An 18,552-nucleotide genomic window follows, 5' to 3' on the forward strand; every position below is an offset into this window, starting at 1 on the left:
TCCGTGTGACCCATGACATGTGAAATATTACCTGCGCCCATCCGGTCACCCATCTCCCCGAAAGGACCGGTCAGTTGCGCAGACTGTCCGCGGTACTCGCGGCAGCGCTCACCACGAGCGCGATAGCGGCCACCCTCCTCGGCACCCCCGCCCAGGCCGCACCCCCCTCCCCCGCCGCCACGATCGCGGCCCAGAGCGCGGAACAGGGCGGCGCCGAAGCCCCGCCCGGCCCGCTCGCCCCCCAGGAGCGCGAGCGCCAGTCGCTGCGCACCAAGGCCCTGGAACAGCTCAACAAGGGCGCGGTCGCCAAGACCTCGGACAAGCGGGCGCCCGCCAGGGTGAAGGTCGGCAACGACTACGTCCAACTCGCGCAGCAGCGCAAGGACAAGGTCTTCGTCATCCTCGCCCAGTTCGGCGACGAGGTGGACAACTCCACCCTCTACAACGGCCAGCCCCGCTACGGCGGCACCCCCGGCCCGCGCGCCAACAGCATCCCCAAGCCCGACAAGAGCGACAACCACACGCTCTGGAGCAAGGACTTCAGCCGGGACTACTACCAGCAGCTGTTCTTCGACGACCGGCCCGGCGCCGTGTCGATGCGCAACTACTACCGCACCCAGTCCTCCGGCCGCTACGACGTCGAGGGCACGGTCAGCAACTGGGTGACCCTGCCGTACAACGAGGCCCGGTACGGCAGCAACAAGGGCCCGCAGGGCTCCGGCGCCTGGACCCAGGGGCAGGAGTTCATCCGGGACGCGGTCAAGGCCTGGTACGACGGCGAGGTCGCCAAGGGCCGCTCCGCCGCGGACGTCAAGGCCGAACTGGCCCAGTACGACGTCTACGACCGCTACGACCACGACAAGGACGGCGAGTTCAACCAGCCCGACGGCTACCTGGACAACGTCATCGTCGTGCACGCCGGCATCGACGAGACCTGGGGCGGTGGCGCCCAGGGCGCCGACGCCCTGTGGGCGCACCGCAGTTGGGCCTTCCCGGACGCCTCCGGGCAGACCGGCCCGGCCGGCAACAAGATCGGCGGCGCGCCGGTCGGCGACACCGGCCTGTTCGTCTACGACTACGTCCAGGGCGGCGAGAACAGCGGCGTCGGCCTGTTCGCCCACGAGTTCGGCCACAACCTGGGCCTGCCCGACCTGTACAGCACCAGCGGTGGCGACAACAGCGTCAACTTCTGGTCGCTGATGTCCTCCGGCTCGTACCTGGGCAAGGAGAAGAACACCACCGGCGCCTACCCGGGCGACCTCGACGCCTGGAGCAAGCTGCAGTTCGGCTGGCTCAACTACGACGAGGCGCAGGCCGCGACCCGCTCCAGCCACGCGCTCGGGGTCAGCAGCTACAACACCGACCAGGCCCAGGCCGTCCTGGTGCACCTGCCGGACAGCACCACCAGCACCGACCTCGCCGACCCCTTCCAGGGCGGCCGGCAGTGGTGGAGCGACACGGGCGACAACCTGGACAACTCGCTGGCCCGCACCGTCGACCTGCGGTCGGTGAGCGGCGCGGCCGCGCTCGACGCCGCCGCCTGGTACGACATCGAGCAGGACTACGACTTCCTGACCGTCGAGGCCTCCACCGACGCGGGCAAGACCTGGAAGGCCCTCGGCGGCACCGTCGACGGCGCCCCGATCGGTACCACGGCCGCCAACACGCCCGGTTTCAGCGGCGCTTCGGGCACGTACCGGAAGGTGCACATCCCGCTGGACGCCTACGCCGGCCAGCAGGTGCGGCTGCGGTTCCACGTCACCTCCGACAACAACACGCACGGCCGGGGCGTGCTCGTGGACGCCGTCCGGATCACCGCCGGCGACACCGAGCTGTTCGCCGACGGCGCCGAGAACGGCGCGGGCGACTGGACGGCCACCGGCTTCTCGGTCATCACCGGCCGCGCCGCCGTCAAGCAGCACCCGCGCGCGTACATCGTCGAGAACCGCCGCTACACCGGTTACGGCGCCTTCCTCAAGACCGGCCCGTACAACTTCGGTTACTCGGGCGTCGAGGGCAAGCAGAACATCGTCGACAACTACCCGTACCAGGAGGGCGTGCTCATCTGGCTCTGGGACACCGCGTACGGCGACAACAACACCAAGGACCACCTGGGCGGCGGCCTGATCCTGCCGATCGACGCCCACCCGACGCCGATCCGCTTCAAGGACGGCACCCTGGTCAACGGCCGCGCGCAGACCTTCGACGCGACCTTCTCGCTCAAGCCCACCACGGCGTTCACCCTGCACAGGGCGGGCGTCGCGGTGAAGATCGCGTCCGAGCCCGCCGTCCCGGTCTTCAACGACCGCACCGGCGTCTACAGCGACCCGGCCACCCCGCAGCTCGGTGTGAAGGTGCCCGACACCAACACCCGGATCGAGGTGGTCCGCGAGACCCACGGCGGCCAGCTCACCACCGTCAGGGTCGGCCCGGCCTCCTGACCCCCGGCACGCCGAAGGCCTCGGCCCCCGCTCACCAGCGGGGGCCGAGGCCTTCTTCGTGGGTCCCGGTCGGGCGCGGCCCTCGTGAGGTTCCCCGCCGCGCCCGACCGGGGGTCGGTGGGAGGACTACCGCCGCAGCGGGCCCTCACAGGTGTAGTCGGCGGTGCCGGCCTGGCCGGAGGGCCAGACGTCGACCTTGCCGAACCAGCAGTTCATGTCCGCCAGGTTGTTGGACGCCGTGCCGCCGCGGCCGAGCAGGAAGTAGTCGACCGTGCCGGCCATGTCCGCCCGGACCCGGCCCGCGTCGGCCGCGTTGGTGAGGTTGGCCGTGATGCGCCCCGTGCAGCTGAAGCGCATCTTGTTGTCCCAGTCGCCGTTGTCCTTGCAGGTCGGCGTGTTGGACGTGGCCGCGGACAGCGCGCTCTGCACCTCGGAGGCGTAGGCGTACTGCAGCGAGCCGTTCGGCGTGAAGCGGGTCACCGGGACGAGGAGCTTCGCCGCCTGCGGGATCTCGGCGTCCAGGAAGGCCGAGTACTCGCGCTGCAGCGCCGCGTCCCGGCCCAGGCGCTCCCGCCAGGCGTCGTAGCCCGCACGGTCGTCGGCCCGCATCAGGCGGTACATCTCGGCGAGCTGCTCGGGGTGCTTCTCGCCCAGCAGGTTGAAGAAGGTCGCCGCGTACGGGTAGACCGTGAAGCCCCGCGAGGCCCAGGTGGCCTGGAGGATCTGGTCGACGGTCAGCCGGGCCGCGCCGCGCTGCTCCGCCGTGGCGATCTCGCTGACCATCATCGCGCGCGCCTTGACGCCCCCGTCGCGGGTGGAGCCGGCGAAGTACTCGGCGGTTCCCTCGTTCATGGCGAAGGTGGAGTCGTCCGTCCAGCGGGCGGAGTTGGCGGGCCCGGGGATGGCCCAGCGGGCGTTGAGGTAGTGGGTGTACTCGTGCCGGAACAGCTCCTCCAGGCTGAAGTACGACTCGTCGCTGGTGCGCTGGTAGGTGAAGAAGGTGGAACGCCCCTCCACGAACATGCCGCCGTTGTTGACGTCGCCGATCCCGAAGAGCAGGTTCTGCAGGTTGATGTAGCTGGACTTCGTGCCGTACAGCTGGATCTCCAGCTTGGGGTTGGGGTCGTCGGCCACCGGCTGGTCGGTGCCGATCACCCGGAAGTACTGGGCCTTGACCTGCTTGGTGGCGTAGTACAGCTGGTCGGCGGTGGCCCGGTCGAGCGGGGTGTGGATGACCAGGGTCCCGTTGTCGTAGGTGTACGTGTTCGGGAGGACCTCCCTGGCCACGTCGGCCCGGCAGACCCTGTACTGGCCGCAGATCCCCATCTCGTTGAGCCACACGCCGAGGCTGGCCCAGGGCTTGCTGAGCCGGCCGAAGACATCGGTGACCTGCGTGAAGGTCTGGCCCGCCTGGTCGCGCAGCCCGGACTTGAGCGCGTCGATCGTGCTGAACCGGCCGTACTCCAGCATCGCGTCACCGGCCGCCCACTCGCTGCCGGTGCCCTTGAGGTGCCGGTAGCCCGCGTACGCCCGGAAGGCCTCGCGGTAGCCGGCGTCGGCGGCCACGGCGGCCCGGAACAGCCCCTGCGGGTCGTCGCCCACGTTGTAGACGCCCTGGAAGTTGAGCTGCAGGGCGCTCTGGACGGCCCAGTTCCAGCCGTAGTCACCGACCACGGCACTGCCGGGGGCGAACATCCCGAGGACCCGCTTGACCAGGCCGATGCGGCCGAGCCGGAGCGTCGGCATGGTGCCGGTCTGCAGCAGCTCGCCCATCGCGCTGCCCGCGGCGGTGGTCGGCTCGAACACCCGGGGGTTGGCGGTGTAGCGGGTGATCGCCCGGTCGAGGGCCGCCGTGGTCACGGCGTCGCGGATGTCGATCACGTCGTGGTGGTAGAAGTCGAACAGCACCGCGACGTGCAGGAAGTACCAGAGTTCCTTCTGGTTCAGGTTGTCGGCGCTGTCGAAGGACGGCGCCAGATCGCTGATCCGGTCGGCCACCGCCCGGACGTGGGCGCCGGTCATCACCTTGGCGAACCGCGCGTCCCAGCTGGTCAGCAGCGGCAGCAGGCACTCCTGGTACGGGTGCCGGCGGTCGGCGAGGAAGTCGGCCAGCTCGCCCGGGGTGAGTGCGCTGAACCGCTCGACGGTGCAGGGTGCGGCCTGGTCCGCCTGGTCCGCGGCGGCGGCGACCGGCGCCGTGCCGGCCGGCGCCGCGGCCTGCGGCGCGGCGGTGGTCGGCTGGAGGGCCGCGGCGCCGGGCCAGCCGCCGGGACCGGCCGAGGAGGCACCGGCCGGCGCGGCGGCCTGGTGGGCCACCTCGCCGTCGGGGCCGTACGCGGCCGGGCCGAACGCCCCGCCCGGGGCGCCGGCGGAAGCGGCGGCGGCCGGAGCGGCGGCGGGGTTGCCGACCGCCTGGGCGCTCTGGACGAGCGGCGCGGCCAGCGTTGCGGCGAGTGCGATCGAGAGCATGGTGGTGCGCATGCGTCGCGTGGAAGACACCAATAACTCCTGCGAGTGTGGGGTGTTGGGCAGTTGGTGTCGTGCAGGCACCCCGTGCCGACCCGTGGGGACCGTGGAGGCGGGCGGAGGCGGGGGGCCGTGCCCGGGCGCGGCGGGGAGAGGTGTGCGCCCGGGCAGGGGCCGGCCGTGTGGAAGGAGCGGCCGGATCGGACCCGTACGGGCCCACCGCGGAAGCGGTTGAACGGCAGGCCCGTACGGGGGTCGGTGGGAGGACTACCGCCGCAGCGGTCCCTCACAGGTGTGGTCGGCGGTGCCCGCCCGGCCCGAGGACCAGACGTCGACCTTGCCGAAGGTGCAGTTCATGTCGTTGAATGCGCGTCGCCCAGCGAGCCGCCGCCGGGCGCGGGGGCGGCGGTGCCGGCCCTGGCGACGGCGTCGCCCAGGCGGTCCACCTCGTCGTAGCCGGTCCGGGCGCCGTCGAAGGTCCCGGTGCCCGCGGACGGCGTGCCTGTGGACGCAGCGCCGGCGGACGGCGTGACGGCGGACGGCGTGGCGGCGGGCCGCGCGCCGGCGGACGGCTGCGCGGCGCCGAACGCCTGGGCGCTCTGGACGAGCGGCAGGGTGAGGGTGGCGGCCATCGCGGCCGCGAGCAGAACTCTTCGCCCGGTGCGGGAAGTTGACACCAGTGCTCCTGGGATGTGGAGGTGTGGGGGAGGTGGAGCGGTGTACCTGCGGAAACACGGGGAGGTGCGGCATGGGGAGGTGCGGTGGGGGTGGGACCGATCACGGGTGTTGCGCCCGTCGGGCGCACCTGGGGCTGCACCGCCGGGCGTGGGGCACCGGCGGTACAGCGGCAGGCGGGCCCGAAGGACCTCAGGCCTCCGGGAAGTGGCAGGCCGCCTCCCGAGCGCCCGGCCCGGCGATCTGCAGCAGCGGCCGCTCGGTGCGGCACACGTCCTGCACCTTCGGGCAGCGCGGGTGGAAGCTGCACCCGCTCGGCGGGTTCGCCGGGCTCGGCGGGTCGCCGATCAGCACGATCCGCTCCCGGGCCCGCTCCGCCGCCGGGTCGGGCAGCGGCACGGCGGAGAGCAGGGCCCGGGTGTAGGGGTGGGCCGGGTTGCCGTAGACCTCCGCCTTGTCGCCGATCTCGACGATCCGGCCGAGGTACATCACCGCGACCCGGTCGCAGACCCGCTTGACCACCGAGAGGTCGTGGGCGATGAAGATGTACGCCAGGCCGAGCTCCTCCTGCAGCCGCTCCATCAGGTTGACCACCTGGGCCTGGATGGAGACGTCCAGCGCGGAGACCGGCTCGTCGGCGACCACCAGCCGCGGGGAGGTGGCCAGCGAGCGGGCGATGCCGATCCGCTGCGCCTGGCCGCCGGAGAACTCGTGCGGGTAGCGGTCCAGGTGCTCGGGGATCAGCCCGACCAGCTCCATCAGCTCCGCCGCCCGCTTGCGCGCGTCGGCCGCGCCGGTGCCCTGGACCAGCAGCGGCTCGGAGATGATCCGGGCCACCGTCTGCCGGGGGTTGAGCGAGGAGTACGGGTCCTGGAACACCATCTGCAGGTCCCGCCGGTGCGGGCGCAGCTGGGCCTGGGTCAGGCCGCCGATCTCGGTGCCGTCGAAGTCGACGGTGCCGGAGGTCGGGTCGATCAGCCGGACGATCATGCGCCCGGTGGTGGACTTGCCGCAGCCGGACTCGCCGACCAGGCCGAGGGTCTCACCGGCGCCGACGTCGAAGCTGACGCCGTCCACGGCCCGGACGGGCGCACCGGGCCGGCCGGTGCGGGAGCGGCGCCCGGGGAAGGTCTTGACCAGGTCCCGGACGGACAGCAGGGGCTCGGTCATCCGAGGGCTCCTTCCGGCACCAGCGGCAGATGGCAGGCGGCCTGGTGGCCGAGGGCGAGCGCGCCGAACTCCGGGCGCTCGGCCAGGCAGCGGGCGTGCTCGGGTGCGGTCGCGGCGGTGGTGCGGGCGCAGCGCGGCGCGAAGGAGCAGCCCGGGGAGGGGTTGATCAGCGACGGCGGGCTGCCGGGGATGGCCCGCAGCGGGGCGTCGTCGGTGTCGTCGAGGCGGGGCAGCGAGTCCAGCAGCCCGCGGGTGTAGGGGTGCGCGGGGGCGCCGAACAGCCTTTCCACGGGGGCCTGTTCGGCGGCCCGGCCGCCGTACATGACCATCACCTCGTGGGCGACCCGGGCGACCACGCCGAGGTCGTGGGTGATCATCACGACGCCGAGGCCGCGGTCCTGCTGGATCCTGGCGATCAGGTCGAGGATCTGGGCCTGGACGGTGACGTCGAGCGCGGTGGTGGGCTCGTCGGCGATCAGCAGGTCCGGCTCGCAGGCGAGGGCCATGGCGATCATCACGCGCTGGCGCATGCCGCCGGAGAACTGGTGCGGGTACTCGTCCACCCGGCGGGCGGGTTCGGGGATGCCGACCTCGCCGAGCATCTCGATCGCCCGCTGGCGCCCCGCCTTGCGGGAGGCCCTGAAGTGGACCCGGTAGTGCTCGGCGATCTGCTCGCCGACGGTGTAGAAGGGGTGCAGGCTGGAGAGCGGGTCCTGGAAGATCATGGCGATCCGCCGGCCCCGGACGGTGCCGAGCTCCCGCTCGCCCAGGCCGTTGAGCTCCTGGCCGTTGAGCCGGATCGAGCCGGTGACGCTGGCGCCGCGGTGCAGGCCCATGACGGCCAGCGAGGTGACGGACTTGCCGCTGCCGGACTCGCCGACCAGGCCGAGGGTGCGGCCGGCCTCGACGGCGAAGCTGATGCCGTCGACGGCCCGGACGGTGCCGCGCGGGGTGTTGAACGCGACCCTGAGGTCGTCGACCTCCAGAAGAGCGCCGTGCCCTCCGGTGAGCTCGCTTCGCTCGCCCATGGTCAGTACCTCACTCTCGGGTCGACGTACGCGTAGAGCACGTCGACCAGCAGGTTCGCGGCGACGATGAAGAAGGCCGCGAGCAGGGTGACGCCGAGGATGACGGGCTGGTCGGAGCGGAGCAGGCCGTCGTAGAAGAGCCGTCCGATGCCGGGCAGTCCGAAGATGGACTCGGTGATGACGGCGCCGGCCAGCAGGCCGCCGAGGTCCATGCCGAAGATGGTGAGGATCGGCGTCATGCCGGAGCGCAGCCCGTGCTTGACGGTGACGGTCCGGGACGGCAGCCCCTTGGCCCGGGCGGTGCGGATGTACGGCTCGGCCATCGCCTCGATCATCGAGTTGCGGCTCTGCCGGGCGTACATGGCCGCGTACAGCAGGGCCAGGGCGGTCCAGGGCAGCAGCAGGTTGGAGGCCCAGGCGACCGGGCCGTCGGTGAAGTCGTGGTACGCGGGGTAGGGCAGCAGGCCGGTGGTCCGGACGATGCCCCAGATCAGCATGATCGAGGTGAAGTAGACCGGCAGCGAGGCGGTGCCGACCGAGAGCACCATCAGCACGCGGTCGGTGAGGCTGCCCTTGCGCAGCGCCGAGGTGACGCCGGCGCCGAGGCCGAGCAGCAGCCAGAGCACGGAGGCGCCGAGGGCGAGCGACACGGAGACCGGCAGGCGGTCGACGAGCAGGTCCCAGACCGGCAGCGAGTACTCGTAGGAGTAGCCGAGGCAGGGGAAGCCGCAGTGCACGGCGCTCGGGCCGCTGCCGTAGTCGCGGCCGGCCACGATGCCGGACAGGTAGGTCCCGAACTGCTCCCAGATCGGGGCGTCGAGGCCCATCGCGGCCTTGACCTCGGCGAGCCGCTCGGGGCTGCAGGTCTTGCCGCAGGCGGCCGAGGCCGGGTCGTTCGGCAGCAGGTAGAAGATGGTGAAGGTGATGGCGCAGATGGCCAGCAGGATGCCGGCCACGCCGAGCAGTCTGCGGCCGAGGAAGAGGATCACGACCGGCCTCCCCGGGGGTCGAGGATGTCCCGCAGCGCGTCGCCGAGCAGGGTGAAGGCGAGCACGGCGATGAAGAGGAAGGCCGTCGGGATCAGGAAGTACGTCGGGTCGATCTCGTAGTGCACGATGGACTCGGCGATCATCTGGCCCCAGGAGGCCGTGGGCGGGCGGACGCCTACGCCGAGGTAGGAGAGCGCCGCCTCGGTGGCGATCATGCCGGGGATCAGCAGCGTGGTGTACGCGATGATCGGGCCGGAGACGTTCGGCAGGATCTCCCGGGTGAGGATGCGCCAGGAGCGCGCGCCGCCGACCTTGGCGGCCTCGACGTACTCGCGGTGCTTGAGCGAGAGGGTCTGGCCGCGGACCACCCGGGCGATGCCGGGCCAGCCGAACAGGCCGATCACCAGGGTCATCAGCAGGATCCGGTTGACGTCCTTGGCCACCGACATCATCGCGATCATGAAGATCAGCGACGGGAACGACATCGTGAGGTCCATCAGCCGGGAGAGCACGGTGTCGACGCGGCCGCCGAAGTAGCCGGCCGCGATGCCGGCCAGGGTGCCGGAGACCACGACCACCGCGGTGGCGGTGAAGGCGATGATCAGCGACACCTGGCCGCCGTGCAGGACCCTCGCGAACAGGTCGCGGCCGGTGAACGGCTCGACGCCGAACCAGTGCCGGGCGCTGACGCCGCCGAAGTCACCGATGGGCACGCCGCCCAGGTACGGGTCGATGGCCCGCTTGTCGAACTCCTCGGGGGACCAGCCCCCGAGCGCGCTCAGCGGGGTGGCCAGGGCCGCCATCAGCACCAGGGCGCCGACGGCGATCAGGCCGAACCGGGCCGAACCGCGGGCCCAGAGCTGGTCCCAGACCAGCCGCCAGGGCCCGCGCCCGGCCTTCTCGGGGCCCGCCGCCGCGACGGGCGCGGCGGCGGGCTCAGTGGAGGTGATACTCATCGCGAACGGTCCCTCAGCCCTGGCTCTTCGAGGGGTCCTTGAGGCCGACCACGGCCATGTCGATCATGCCGGCGTAGCCGGAGTTGCCGAACGCGCCGGCCACGTTGGTGCCGACCAGCAGCGGGCGGCGCTGCCACATCAGCGGGACGGCCGGGGCCTTCTTCATCAGGTCCTCGTCCAGCTGCGTCCAGGCCTTGTTGGCCTCGTTGACGTCCGTCATGGCCGCGATCTGGTCCATCCGGTCCATCGTGGCCTGGTCGCGGAACTGGCTGTAGTTGCCCTGGTTGCCCTTCTCCTTGATGGTCCGGCCGTCGAACAGGAACGGGAAGAAGGTCGCGGCGGACGGGTAGTCCGGGCACCAGCCGTTGATGGTCAGCTCGGGGGCGTTCTTGATGTCGCCGAGGGTGTCGGTGAAGGCCGACGGGTCGACCGTGTTGACGGTGACCTGGATGCCGGCCTTGCTCAGCGACTGCTGGATGGCCTCGCCGCGGGTCTTGTCACCGAGCGAGACGGTGAGCGAGAGCTTGAGGTCGGTCTTGCCGGCCGCCTTCAGCAGGGCCTTGGCCTTCTCCGGGTCGCCGGCGGCGGGGATCTTCAGCGGGTCGGCCTTGGTGCCGCCGTTCAGCGACGGCGGCAGGAAGGAGGTGGCGACGTCGGCCATCGCGGGGCCGCCGAACGCGGTGACCTGGGCCTCCTTGTCGACGGCGTACATCATCGCCTCGCGGACCTTCGGGTCGTCGAAGGGCGCCTTGGAGGTGTTCAGGTAGAGGCTGTCGGTACAGCCGGTGCGCTCGGCCACCATGCGGGACTTGACGTCCGCCTTGGGCAGCACCTTCGGCACGGACTCGGGGCGCATCCACGGCATCTCGATGGCGGAGCCGTCGGCGCCGTCGCTGGCGATGATCCGGTCGTCGACCTGGCCGCCCTTGAGGCCCTGGGTCACCACGATCTTGTCCGGGTAGGCCTTGCGGACCGGGTCGCCGGCGGCGTCCCAGTTGGTGTTGCGGACCAGCACCAGCTGCTTGCCGCGGTCGTAGGTCTCGATCTTGTACGGGCCGGAGGAGAACGGCCGGATGTCGTACTGGGTGCCCTTCTCCTGGGCCTGCGGCACCGGGGAGAAGGTCGGCAGGGTCGCGGTGTAGGCGAACTCGGCGACCGGGCGCTTGAGGCGGAAGACGATGGTCTTGTCGTCCGGCGTCTCGATGCTCGACAGGTGCTCGCCGGTCAGCGGGCCCTTGTAGTTCTCGCCGCCGGCCAGGTACTGGGCGGCGTAGTCGGGGCCGCCGGTGAGGTCCGGGGAGAACGAGCGCTCGACGTTGTACTTGATGTCGGCGGACTTGATCGCGCTGCCGTCCTCGTACTTGAGCCCGTCCTTCAGGGTGAAGGTCCAGGTCTTCCCGCCGTCCGACGGGCGGCCGGTGTCCGTGGCGAGGTCCGGTACGATCTCGCTTCCGGCGGCGCCGGGCTCGGCCTTGAAGGTGACCAGGGTGCGGTAGATCAGGCGGGTGCCGAAGTCCATGTGCGGCAGCGTCCAGTTGCGGGCCGGGTCGAGGTGGGCGAAGTCCTGGTTGGTCAGCACGGTGAGGGTGCCGCCCTTGACCGGCGTGCCGCCGATGATCGTCCCGCTCTCGGCGCCCGGGCCCTTGGTGGCGCCCGGCGCGGCGTCCCCGCCGGTGTCGCTCTTGTCGTTGCCGCAGGCCCCGAGGCCGAGGGTCAGTGTGGCTGCGATGGCCGCCGCGAGGGCGGCGTGGGTGCGCCTGGTCATGTGCAACTCCGCAGTGGGGGGGCCGGACGTGAAGGCCCGTGACTCGCCCCGGGGCAGGTCCGGGGCCAGACCGGGAGGGCGACTTCAGGGGTCTAGCCGCTCCACGGTGTGACCCGTAACATAGTAATGTGAAATTGCACTGCACAAGAGGTGGCGCCTCCCGTTACCGACCTGTGTCCGTGCAGCACCCCCAGTCCCTTTAGGAGTACCCCCGGTGACCCTCCGTCAGACCGGTCTCAACACCGGCAGCCACGACCTCCCCGTCTCCCCCGCCCTGGACGCCTTCATGGGCACCGCCTGGGCGCCCACCCCGCTCCCCGCCGAACAGCGCGTCCCCGGGTACGCCGTCATGCCGCACCGCCGGGCCCGGCTCTCCGCCGCCTTCCCCGGCGAGCGGCTGATCGTCCCGGCCGGGGAGCTCAAGGTCCGCAGCAACGACGAGGACTACCGCTTCCGCCCGCACAGCGCCTACGCCTGGCTGACCGGCCTCACCGGCGAGGACCAGGTCGGGCACATCCTCGTCCTCGAACCCTCCGGCCCGGAGGGCCACGAGCCGGTCCTCTACCTGCGCCCCCGCTCCCCGCGCGGCGGCCCCAACCGGGGCTCGGAGTTCTACCGCGACCGCCGCTACGGCGAGTTCTGGGTCGGGCGCCGCCCCGACCTCGCCGAGGCCTCCCGGCTCACCGGCGTGCGCACCGAGCACCTCGACGACCTCGAGAAGCTGCTCACCGGCCCGCAGCCCGCCACCCGGGTCCTGGCCGGCGTCGACCCCGAGCTGGACGCCGCCACCGAGCGGCCCGGCTCGCCCGCCCTGGCCGCGGCCGACGGCCGGCTCGCCTCCGTGCTGTCCGAGCTGCGCCTGGTCAAGGACTCCTGGGAGGTCGAGCAGCTCCAGCTCTCGGTCGACCACACCGTGCTGGGCTTCCAGGACGTCGTCCGCGCGCTGCCCACCGCCCTGCAGCACGCCCGCGGCGAACGCTGGATCGAGGGCGTCTTCAACCTGCGCGCCCGCGCCGAGGGCAACGGCACCGGCTACGACACCATCGCCGCCTCCGGCGCCCACGCCTGCGTCCTGCACTGGATCCGCAACGACGGCGCGCTCGACCCGAACGCGCTGCTGCTGCTCGACGCCGGCGTGGAGACGGACACCCTCTACACCGCCGACATCACCCGGACCCTCCCGCTCAGCGGCACCTTCTCCCCGGTCCAGCGCCAGGCGTACGAACTGGTCCTCGCCGCCCAGGACGCCGGCATCGCCGCGCTCCGCCCCGGCGCCAGCTTCCGCGACTTCCACCGCGCCGCCATGCGGGTCATCGCCGAGGGCCTCGCCGACTGGGGCGTCCTGCGCATCCCCGCCGAGCAGGCCCTCCAGGAGGACAGCGGCATCTTCCGCCGCTACACCCTCTGCAGCACCGGCCACATGCTCGGCCTCGACGTCCACGACTGCGCCAAGGCCCGCGCCGAGACGTACCTGGACGGCGTCCTGGAGGAGGGCCAGGTCCTCACCGTCGAGCCGGGCCTCTACCTCCAGCCCGACGACGAGACCCTCCCCGTCGAGCTGCGCGGCCTCGGCATCCGCATCGAGGACGACCTGGTCATCACCGCCGACGGCGCCCACCTGATGTCCGGCGCGCTGCCCCGCACGCCCGACGCCCTGGAGTCCTGGATGGCGAACCTGCTGTCCTGACCGCCGGCCCGCCGGCCCTCGGGCTGATCCGCCGGGGCGCTCACGCGCCCCGGCGGATCAGCCCCCGCCCGCGCGCCTCGCGTACCGCAGCGGTCCGCGAGTCCACCCCCAACTTCGTGTAGATGTGCACCAGATGGGACTTCACGGTGGCCTGGCTCAGGTGCAGGTGCTGGCTGATCTGACGGTTCGTCAGCCCGTCCGCCACCAGCCCGAGCACCTCCGTCTCGCGTGCGCTCAGCGCCGCCGCGGGCGTCCGCATCCGTTCCAGCAGCCGGTCCGCCACGGTGGCCGCCAGGGCCGTCCGCCCCGCCGCCGCCGACCGGACGGCCCGCGCCAGCTCCTCCGGCGGCGCGTCCTTCAACAGGTACCCGGTGGCGCCCGCCTCCAGGGCCGGCAGGGTGTCGGCGTCCGTGTCGTAGGTGGTGACGACGAGGACCCGGGGCGCCCCGGGCCGGGCGGTGATCGCCGCGGTGGCCTGCGCACCGTTCATCGCGGAGCCGGGACCGAACTGCAGGTCCATCAGCACCACGTCCACCGCCAGCTCGCCGGCCAGCTCGACGGCGCGCTCCGCCGTGGCCGCCTCCGCGACGACGGCGAGGTCCGGCTCGGCCTCCAGCACCGCCCGCAGCCCGGCCCGGACCACCGGGTGGTCGTCGGCGAGCAGCAGGCGGATCACCCGGTCGCTCACGGCCGCTCCCCCGCGGCGGCGACGGGCAGCAGTACGGCGAGCGCCGTGCCCTCCCCCGGGGCGGACTCCACGGTGAAGGTGCCGCCGAGCGCCCGGGCCCTCGCCCGCATCGACGGCAGGCCGAAGCCCCCGTCGGCCCCCGGCCCCCGGTCCGTCCCGGGCCCCGCTCCCGCTGCGGCCTCCACCGGGTCGAATCCCGCGCCGTCGTCGAACACGTCGAGCGCCACCTCTCCCTCCATATAGCTGAGCGTCACCTCGGCACGCGAGGCGTGCGCGTGCCGCACGGTGTTGCCGAGCGCCGACTGCGCGATCCGCAGCAGCGCCACCTCCTGCGGCACCGACAGCCCCACCGGATCCCCGGAGACGTGCAGATGGACGGGCAGGCCGCTGTGCGCGGTCGTGGTGGCGCACAACCGCCCCAGCGCGACCGGCAGCGAGGCGTCGTCCAGGCCGGGCGGGGTGAGCGCGCGAACGAACCGGCGCGCCTCTTCAAGGTTGTCCTGGGCCGCCTGCCGGGCCTGCTCGACGTAGCCGCCGGCGGCCTCGGTACGCTCCGGCAGGGCCCGCTGGGCGGCCCGCAGCAGCAGCTGGATGCTGGTCAGGCTCTGCGCGAGGGTGTCGTGGATCTCCCGGGCCAGCCGCTCCCGCTCGGCCAGCACCCCCGCCGCGTGGTGGGCGGCGGCCGCGTCGGCGCGGGCGGCGGTCAGCTCGTCGATGAGCCGGCGCCGCTCCTCGCTCTCCCGGTAGAGCGCCTGGTAGCCGAACACGGTGACGGTGGCGACGGCCGCCCCGAGCGCCGGACCGATGGCCGCCGCGACGGTGAAGGCGTGCTGGTGCCAGGCGTACGCGGTGATCGCCGCCACCGCGGTGACGGCGACGGCGGCGAGCCCGCTCCGGCGGCCGAGCAGGTGCAGCTCCAGGAAGTACAGCGGGAAGGCCAGCCAGACCCCGTCCGGGGTGGCGACCAGCAGCCCCGCCCAGGCCACCCCGAGCAGTCCCAGCCAGAGCGCGGCGGCCCGCCGCGACCGGCGGACGGCCGGCAGGAACGGGCCGGCCGCGTAGACGGCGGCCATCGCGAGCGCGGCGGGGACGACCGCCGCCGGATCACCGCCGCGGCCGGCCGCGGCACGGGCCACGGCGAGCCCGAGCAGGCCCGCCACCAGCAGGTGCAGGCAGACCTGGAGTACGCGGGCGACGGGGGTGGTGCGGGGTCGTTCGGTCGCCATCCGTCCAGCCTAGGAGCAGCCCCGCCGCCCGGCATCAATCAAAAGGTTGAACTCCGCTTCCGCCCTTGGACGCCGAGGATCCAATCCCCCGTGCGATGCCCGCACGGCCCTGCCCCGGCCACTGTGGGGAGCGTCGCACAAGGACCGGAGAAAGGGCTCGTCGTGTTCGTCGCCTGGAGGGACCTGGGGTTCGCCAAGGGGCGGTTCGCCCTGATGGGGAGCGTCATCGTACTGATCACCGTGCTGGTCGGCCTGCTGTCCGGTCTGACCGCCGGCCTCGGACGGCAGAACATCTCGGCGATCACCGGACTGCCCGCCGACCACCTGGCCTTCTCCCGGCCGGCCGACGGACAGAAGCTGTCCTTCACCGACTCCCAGGTCACGCCCGAGCAGTGGCAGGGCTGGGCCCGGGAGCCGGGCGTCACCGCGGCGCAGCCGCTCGGCATCGCCACCACCAAGGCGGCGGCCGGGCAGCGCACCGCCGCGCTCAGCGCCTTCGGCGTTCCGGAGGGCTCCACCCTCGCCCCGCCGGGCGTGCCGCCGGGCCCCGGCCGGGTCGTGCTGTCGACGGCCGCCGCCGAGCAGCTGGGGGGCCTGCGCCCGGGCGCCGAGCTGACCCTGGCGGGCCGCCCGCTCCAGGTCGCGGCGGTGGCCGGCGACGCCTCGTACAGCCACACCCCGGTCGTCTGGACCGGCCTCGGCGACTGGCAGCAGCTCGCCCCGAACGGCGCCGGGCACGCCACGGTGATCGCCCTCACCACCACCTCCGGCGCGGACCTCGCCGCCGCCGACTCCCGCCACGGCACCGAGACCCGCGACCGCGACGACGCGCTCGCCGCGATCGGCTCCTACACCTCGGAGAACGGCTCGCTGCAGCTGATGCGCGGATTCCTGTTCGCCATCTCGGCCCTGGTGATCGGCGCGTTCTTCACCGTCTGGACGATCCAGCGCAGCGGCGACGTCGCCGTCCTCAAGGCGCTCGGCGCCTCCACCGGCTACCTGCTGAAGGACGCGCTCGGCCAGGCCGTCCTGCTGCTGGTGCTCGGCACGGCCGCGGGTACCGCGATCGCGCTCGCCGCCGGGGCGGCGATCGGCTCGGCCGTGCCGTTCGTCCTGGACGCCCCGACCCTGCTGTTCCCGGCCGCCGTGATGATCGCGCTCGGCGCGGTCGGCGCGGCCCTGTCCATCCGGCGGATCACCTCCGTCGACCCGCTGACCGCCCTGGGGAGCGCCCGATGAGCCTGCACCTCGACCGCATCACCCTCACCTACCCGGACGGCGACGGCCGGCTCACCGCCCTGGACGAGGTCTCGCTCAGCGTCCCCAAGGGCTCGCTCACGGCGGTGGTCGGCCCGTCCGGCTCCGGCAAGTCCAGCCTGCTGGCCGTCGCCGCGACCCTGATCGCGCCGGACCGCGGCCAGGTGGTGGTCGACGGCGTCGACACCACCTGGCTCGGCCGCGCCGAGCTCACCGCACTGCGCCGCCACCGGATCGGCATCGTCTTCCAGCAGGCCAACCTGCTGCCCTCGCTGACCGCCGCCGAGCAGCTCCAGGTGATGGCCCACCTGGACGGCCGCCCCCCGCGCGCCGCCCTCCCCCGGGCCCTCGAACTCCTCGACGCCGTCGGTCTGCGCGACCAGGCCTCCCGGCGGCCGCACCAGCTCTCCGGCGGTCAGCGCCAGCGCGTCAACATCGCCCGCGCCCTGATGAACGACCCCACCGTGCTGCTCGTCGACGAGCCGACCAGCGCCCTCGACCACGAACGCGGGTCCGCCGTCATCGACCTGATCACCGAGCTCACCCACCGCCGCGCGACCGCGACCGTGCTGGTCACCCACGACCGCACCCATCTGAGGGCCGTCGACCAGGTCGCGGAGGTCCATGACGGCCGGCTGACCGTCCCGGCGGCGGCCTGAGCTACTTCTTGGCGGTGAGCACGTCGTCCACCGAGAGCGTCACCGGTGCCCCGATCGACTCGGGCAGCGTGAACGACTGGCCGGGGTGGTGGACGGCGTGCACCCGGTACTCGCCGTCCTGCGGCTCGGTGAGCACCATGACGCGCTGGTCGGCGCGGTCCACGATCACGTAGACCGGCACCCCGGCGGAGGCGTAGACCGTCGGTTTCCGCTTCAGGTCGTCGCTGAGGTTGGAGGAGGTGACCTCCAGCACGAGGCGGAACACGGCCGGGTCGTAGCAGTTGTACCCGCTCAGTCGGTCGTCGCTGCCCGCGTCGAGAACCGCCAGGTCGGGGACGACGAAGTCGGACGGCCCGTCCGGCAGCCAGATGCCGACGCCTTGGAAGACCTCCGTCTCGCCGTCGTCCAGCCCTGCCGCGAAGAACAGCTTCATGAGCCTGGTGAGGGACCGGCTGCGAGGGATGTCGGGCGCGGGCGTCACGGCGATCTGGCTCCCGATGATCTCGACCCGGTAGCCGGGGAACTGCTTGGAGATCAGCTCCGCGGCTCCGAGCAGCGTCGGCTGCTCCATGGGTTCTTCCACTGCTGCGGCGGACATGGAGTTCCTCCTGGCTGCCGATGTCGAGAGCATCGTCGTGGAACCCGGGCGCCGATCGCCGCCTGATCGCCGGTGTTCACCCGAACGAGTGCCGCCAGCCGTTACCGCGCCCGCAGCCTCAGCGCCGGCGGGGCCGCCGCAGCCGCCTCCTCCTCCTGGCCGGCCGCCCAGAGGGAGCGGACGTGGCCGAGGTGGCGGGACATGCACTCCTCGGCGGCGGCGGCGTCGCCGGAGATCATCAGGTCGAGCAGCTCCAGGTGCTCCTCGGCCGAGGAGACCAGCTCGCCGCGCTGGTCCAGCCGGTTGAGGCCGTAGAGCCGGGAGCGCTTGCGCAGGTCGCCGACGACCTCGACCAGGCGGGTGTTTCCGGCCAGGCCCAGCAGGTCGAGGTGGAACTGGCGGTCCGCCTCCAGGTAGCCGATCAGGTCGTGCTTGCGGGCGGCCGCGACGATCGCCTCGGCCTGCGGGCGCAGGGCCTCCAGCTGCTCGGCGACGGCGGAGCGGGTGACCCGGCCGATGGTCGGGACCTCGATCAGGGCGCGGATCTCGGTGAAGTCGTCGAGATCGCGCTCGGTCAGCTCGGTGACCCGGAAGCCCTTGTTGCGGACGGCCTCGACCAGGCCCTCGCGGGCGAGGTCGAGCATGGCCTCGCGGACGGGGGTGGCGGAGACGCCGAAGTCGGCGGCGAGGGCGGGCGCGGAGTAGACGACGCCGGGGCGCAGCTCACCGGAGATGAGGGCGGCGCGCAGCGCGTGGGCGACCTGGTCGCGCAGCCGCTCCTGGACGGAGATCAGGGTGCGGGGTTTGAGGTCGGCCATGGTGTTCCTCCGGTGGTTGCAGAACACCAGCGTACAATGTCACGTTACGTTGAGTGTGCAACAGTCCGGGATTCGGGCGATCCGTCGGACGCCCGAAAGAACGTGCTGCCCCATGGTGGCAGCGGCCGC

15 protein-coding genes are annotated in these 18,552 nt (G+C 72.6%); 4 read left to right on the top strand and 11 right to left on the bottom strand.

Annotation, left to right across the window (positions count from 1 at the left end):
• The first annotated feature begins 74 nt into the window (after positions 1 to 74).
• A complete protein-coding gene (locus ACFVVX_RS27950) occupies positions 75 to 2,441 on the top strand; it encodes an immune inhibitor A domain-containing protein (protein WP_387949449.1) in 2,367 nt (788 codons plus the stop codon).
• Between the two features lie 126 nt (positions 2,442 to 2,567).
• Here ACFVVX_RS27950 and ACFVVX_RS27955 read toward each other — a convergent pair whose 3' ends face one another.
• The 7 genes from ACFVVX_RS27955 to ACFVVX_RS27985 form a co-directional block, all read right to left on the bottom strand.
• Complete coding sequence (locus ACFVVX_RS27955) at positions 2,568 to 4,940, bottom strand: collagenase (protein WP_387949451.1); 2,373 nt, start codon at positions 4,938 to 4,940, stop codon at positions 2,568 to 2,570.
• Positions 4,941 to 5,260: 320 nt separating this feature from the next.
• Positions 5,261 to 5,584, bottom strand: coding sequence for a hypothetical protein (locus ACFVVX_RS27960; protein ID WP_387949453.1), 324 nt, complete (start codon positions 5,582 to 5,584; stop codon positions 5,261 to 5,263).
• A 190-nt stretch (positions 5,585 to 5,774) separates the two neighbouring features.
• Positions 5,775 to 6,752: an ABC transporter ATP-binding protein gene (locus tag ACFVVX_RS27965; protein WP_387949455.1), complete on the bottom strand. Its 978-nt coding sequence runs from the start codon at positions 6,750 to 6,752 to the stop codon at positions 5,775 to 5,777.
• Positions 6,749 to 7,780: an ABC transporter ATP-binding protein gene (locus tag ACFVVX_RS27970; RefSeq protein WP_387949456.1), complete on the bottom strand. Its 1,032-nt coding sequence runs from the start codon at positions 7,778 to 7,780 to the stop codon at positions 6,749 to 6,751. The genes ACFVVX_RS27965 and ACFVVX_RS27970 overlap by 4 nt, the downstream gene beginning before the upstream one ends.
• A 2-nt stretch (positions 7,781 to 7,782) precedes the next feature.
• Positions 7,783 to 8,769 (bottom strand): ABC transporter permease, encoded by a 987-nt coding sequence (locus tag ACFVVX_RS27975; RefSeq protein WP_387949458.1) that lies wholly within the window; start codon positions 8,767 to 8,769, stop codon positions 7,783 to 7,785.
• On the bottom strand, positions 8,766 to 9,725 hold the full coding sequence (locus ACFVVX_RS27980; RefSeq protein WP_387949459.1) for an ABC transporter permease: 960 nt from the start codon (positions 9,723 to 9,725) through the stop codon (positions 8,766 to 8,768). Before ACFVVX_RS27980 ends, ACFVVX_RS27975 begins: the two co-directional genes overlap by 4 nt.
• Positions 9,726 to 9,738: 13 nt before the next feature.
• Entirely contained in the window at positions 9,739 to 11,490 is a 1,752-nt protein-coding gene (locus ACFVVX_RS27985; RefSeq protein WP_387949460.1) for an ABC transporter substrate-binding protein, read from the bottom strand.
• A gap of 286 nt (positions 11,491 to 11,776) precedes the next feature.
• Here ACFVVX_RS27985 and ACFVVX_RS27990 point away from each other — a divergent pair, with 286 nt between their 5' ends.
• A complete protein-coding gene (locus ACFVVX_RS27990; RefSeq protein WP_387949572.1) occupies positions 11,777 to 13,177 on the top strand; it encodes an aminopeptidase P family protein in 1,401 nt (466 codons plus the stop codon).
• 40 nt (positions 13,178 to 13,217) lie between these two features.
• On the opposite strand, the gene ACFVVX_RS27995 is transcribed toward ACFVVX_RS27990, so the two are convergent.
• Positions 13,218 to 13,865 carry a response regulator gene (locus ACFVVX_RS27995; protein WP_387949462.1) on the bottom strand — a complete coding sequence of 216 codons (648 nt, stop codon included), beginning with the start codon at positions 13,863 to 13,865 and terminating at the stop codon, positions 13,218 to 13,220.
• Complete coding sequence (locus tag ACFVVX_RS28000) at positions 13,862 to 15,091, bottom strand: sensor histidine kinase (protein WP_387949464.1); 1,230 nt, start codon at positions 15,089 to 15,091, stop codon at positions 13,862 to 13,864. The genes ACFVVX_RS27995 and ACFVVX_RS28000 overlap by 4 nt, the downstream gene beginning before the upstream one ends.
• Positions 15,092 to 15,253: 162 nt before the next feature.
• On the opposite strand from ACFVVX_RS28000, the gene ACFVVX_RS28005 reads away from it, so the two are divergent.
• Together ACFVVX_RS28005 and ACFVVX_RS28010 are read left to right on the top strand one after the other, a co-directional pair.
• Positions 15,254 to 16,330, top strand: coding sequence for an ABC transporter permease (locus ACFVVX_RS28005; protein ID WP_387949466.1), 1,077 nt, complete (start codon positions 15,254 to 15,256; stop codon positions 16,328 to 16,330).
• Complete coding sequence (locus tag ACFVVX_RS28010) at positions 16,327 to 17,007, top strand: ABC transporter ATP-binding protein (RefSeq protein WP_387949468.1); 681 nt, start codon at positions 16,327 to 16,329, stop codon at positions 17,005 to 17,007. The genes ACFVVX_RS28005 and ACFVVX_RS28010 overlap by 4 nt, the downstream gene beginning before the upstream one ends.
• Before the next feature lies 1 nt (position 17,008).
• On the opposite strand, the gene ACFVVX_RS28015 is transcribed toward ACFVVX_RS28010, so the two are convergent.
• Together ACFVVX_RS28015 and ACFVVX_RS28020 are read right to left on the bottom strand one after the other, a co-directional pair.
• On the bottom strand, positions 17,009 to 17,605 hold the full coding sequence (locus tag ACFVVX_RS28015; RefSeq protein ID WP_387949470.1) for a Uma2 family endonuclease: 597 nt from the start codon (positions 17,603 to 17,605) through the stop codon (positions 17,009 to 17,011).
• A 101-nt stretch (positions 17,606 to 17,706) separates the two neighbouring features.
• Entirely contained in the window at positions 17,707 to 18,423 is a 717-nt protein-coding gene (locus ACFVVX_RS28020) for a GntR family transcriptional regulator (protein ID WP_387949472.1), read from the bottom strand.
• Positions 18,424 to 18,552: the final 129 nt, after the last annotated feature.

This window comes from Kitasatospora sp. NPDC058170, from assembly GCF_042883905.1.
Lineage (GTDB): Bacteria > Actinomycetota > Actinomycetes > Streptomycetales > Streptomycetaceae > Kitasatospora.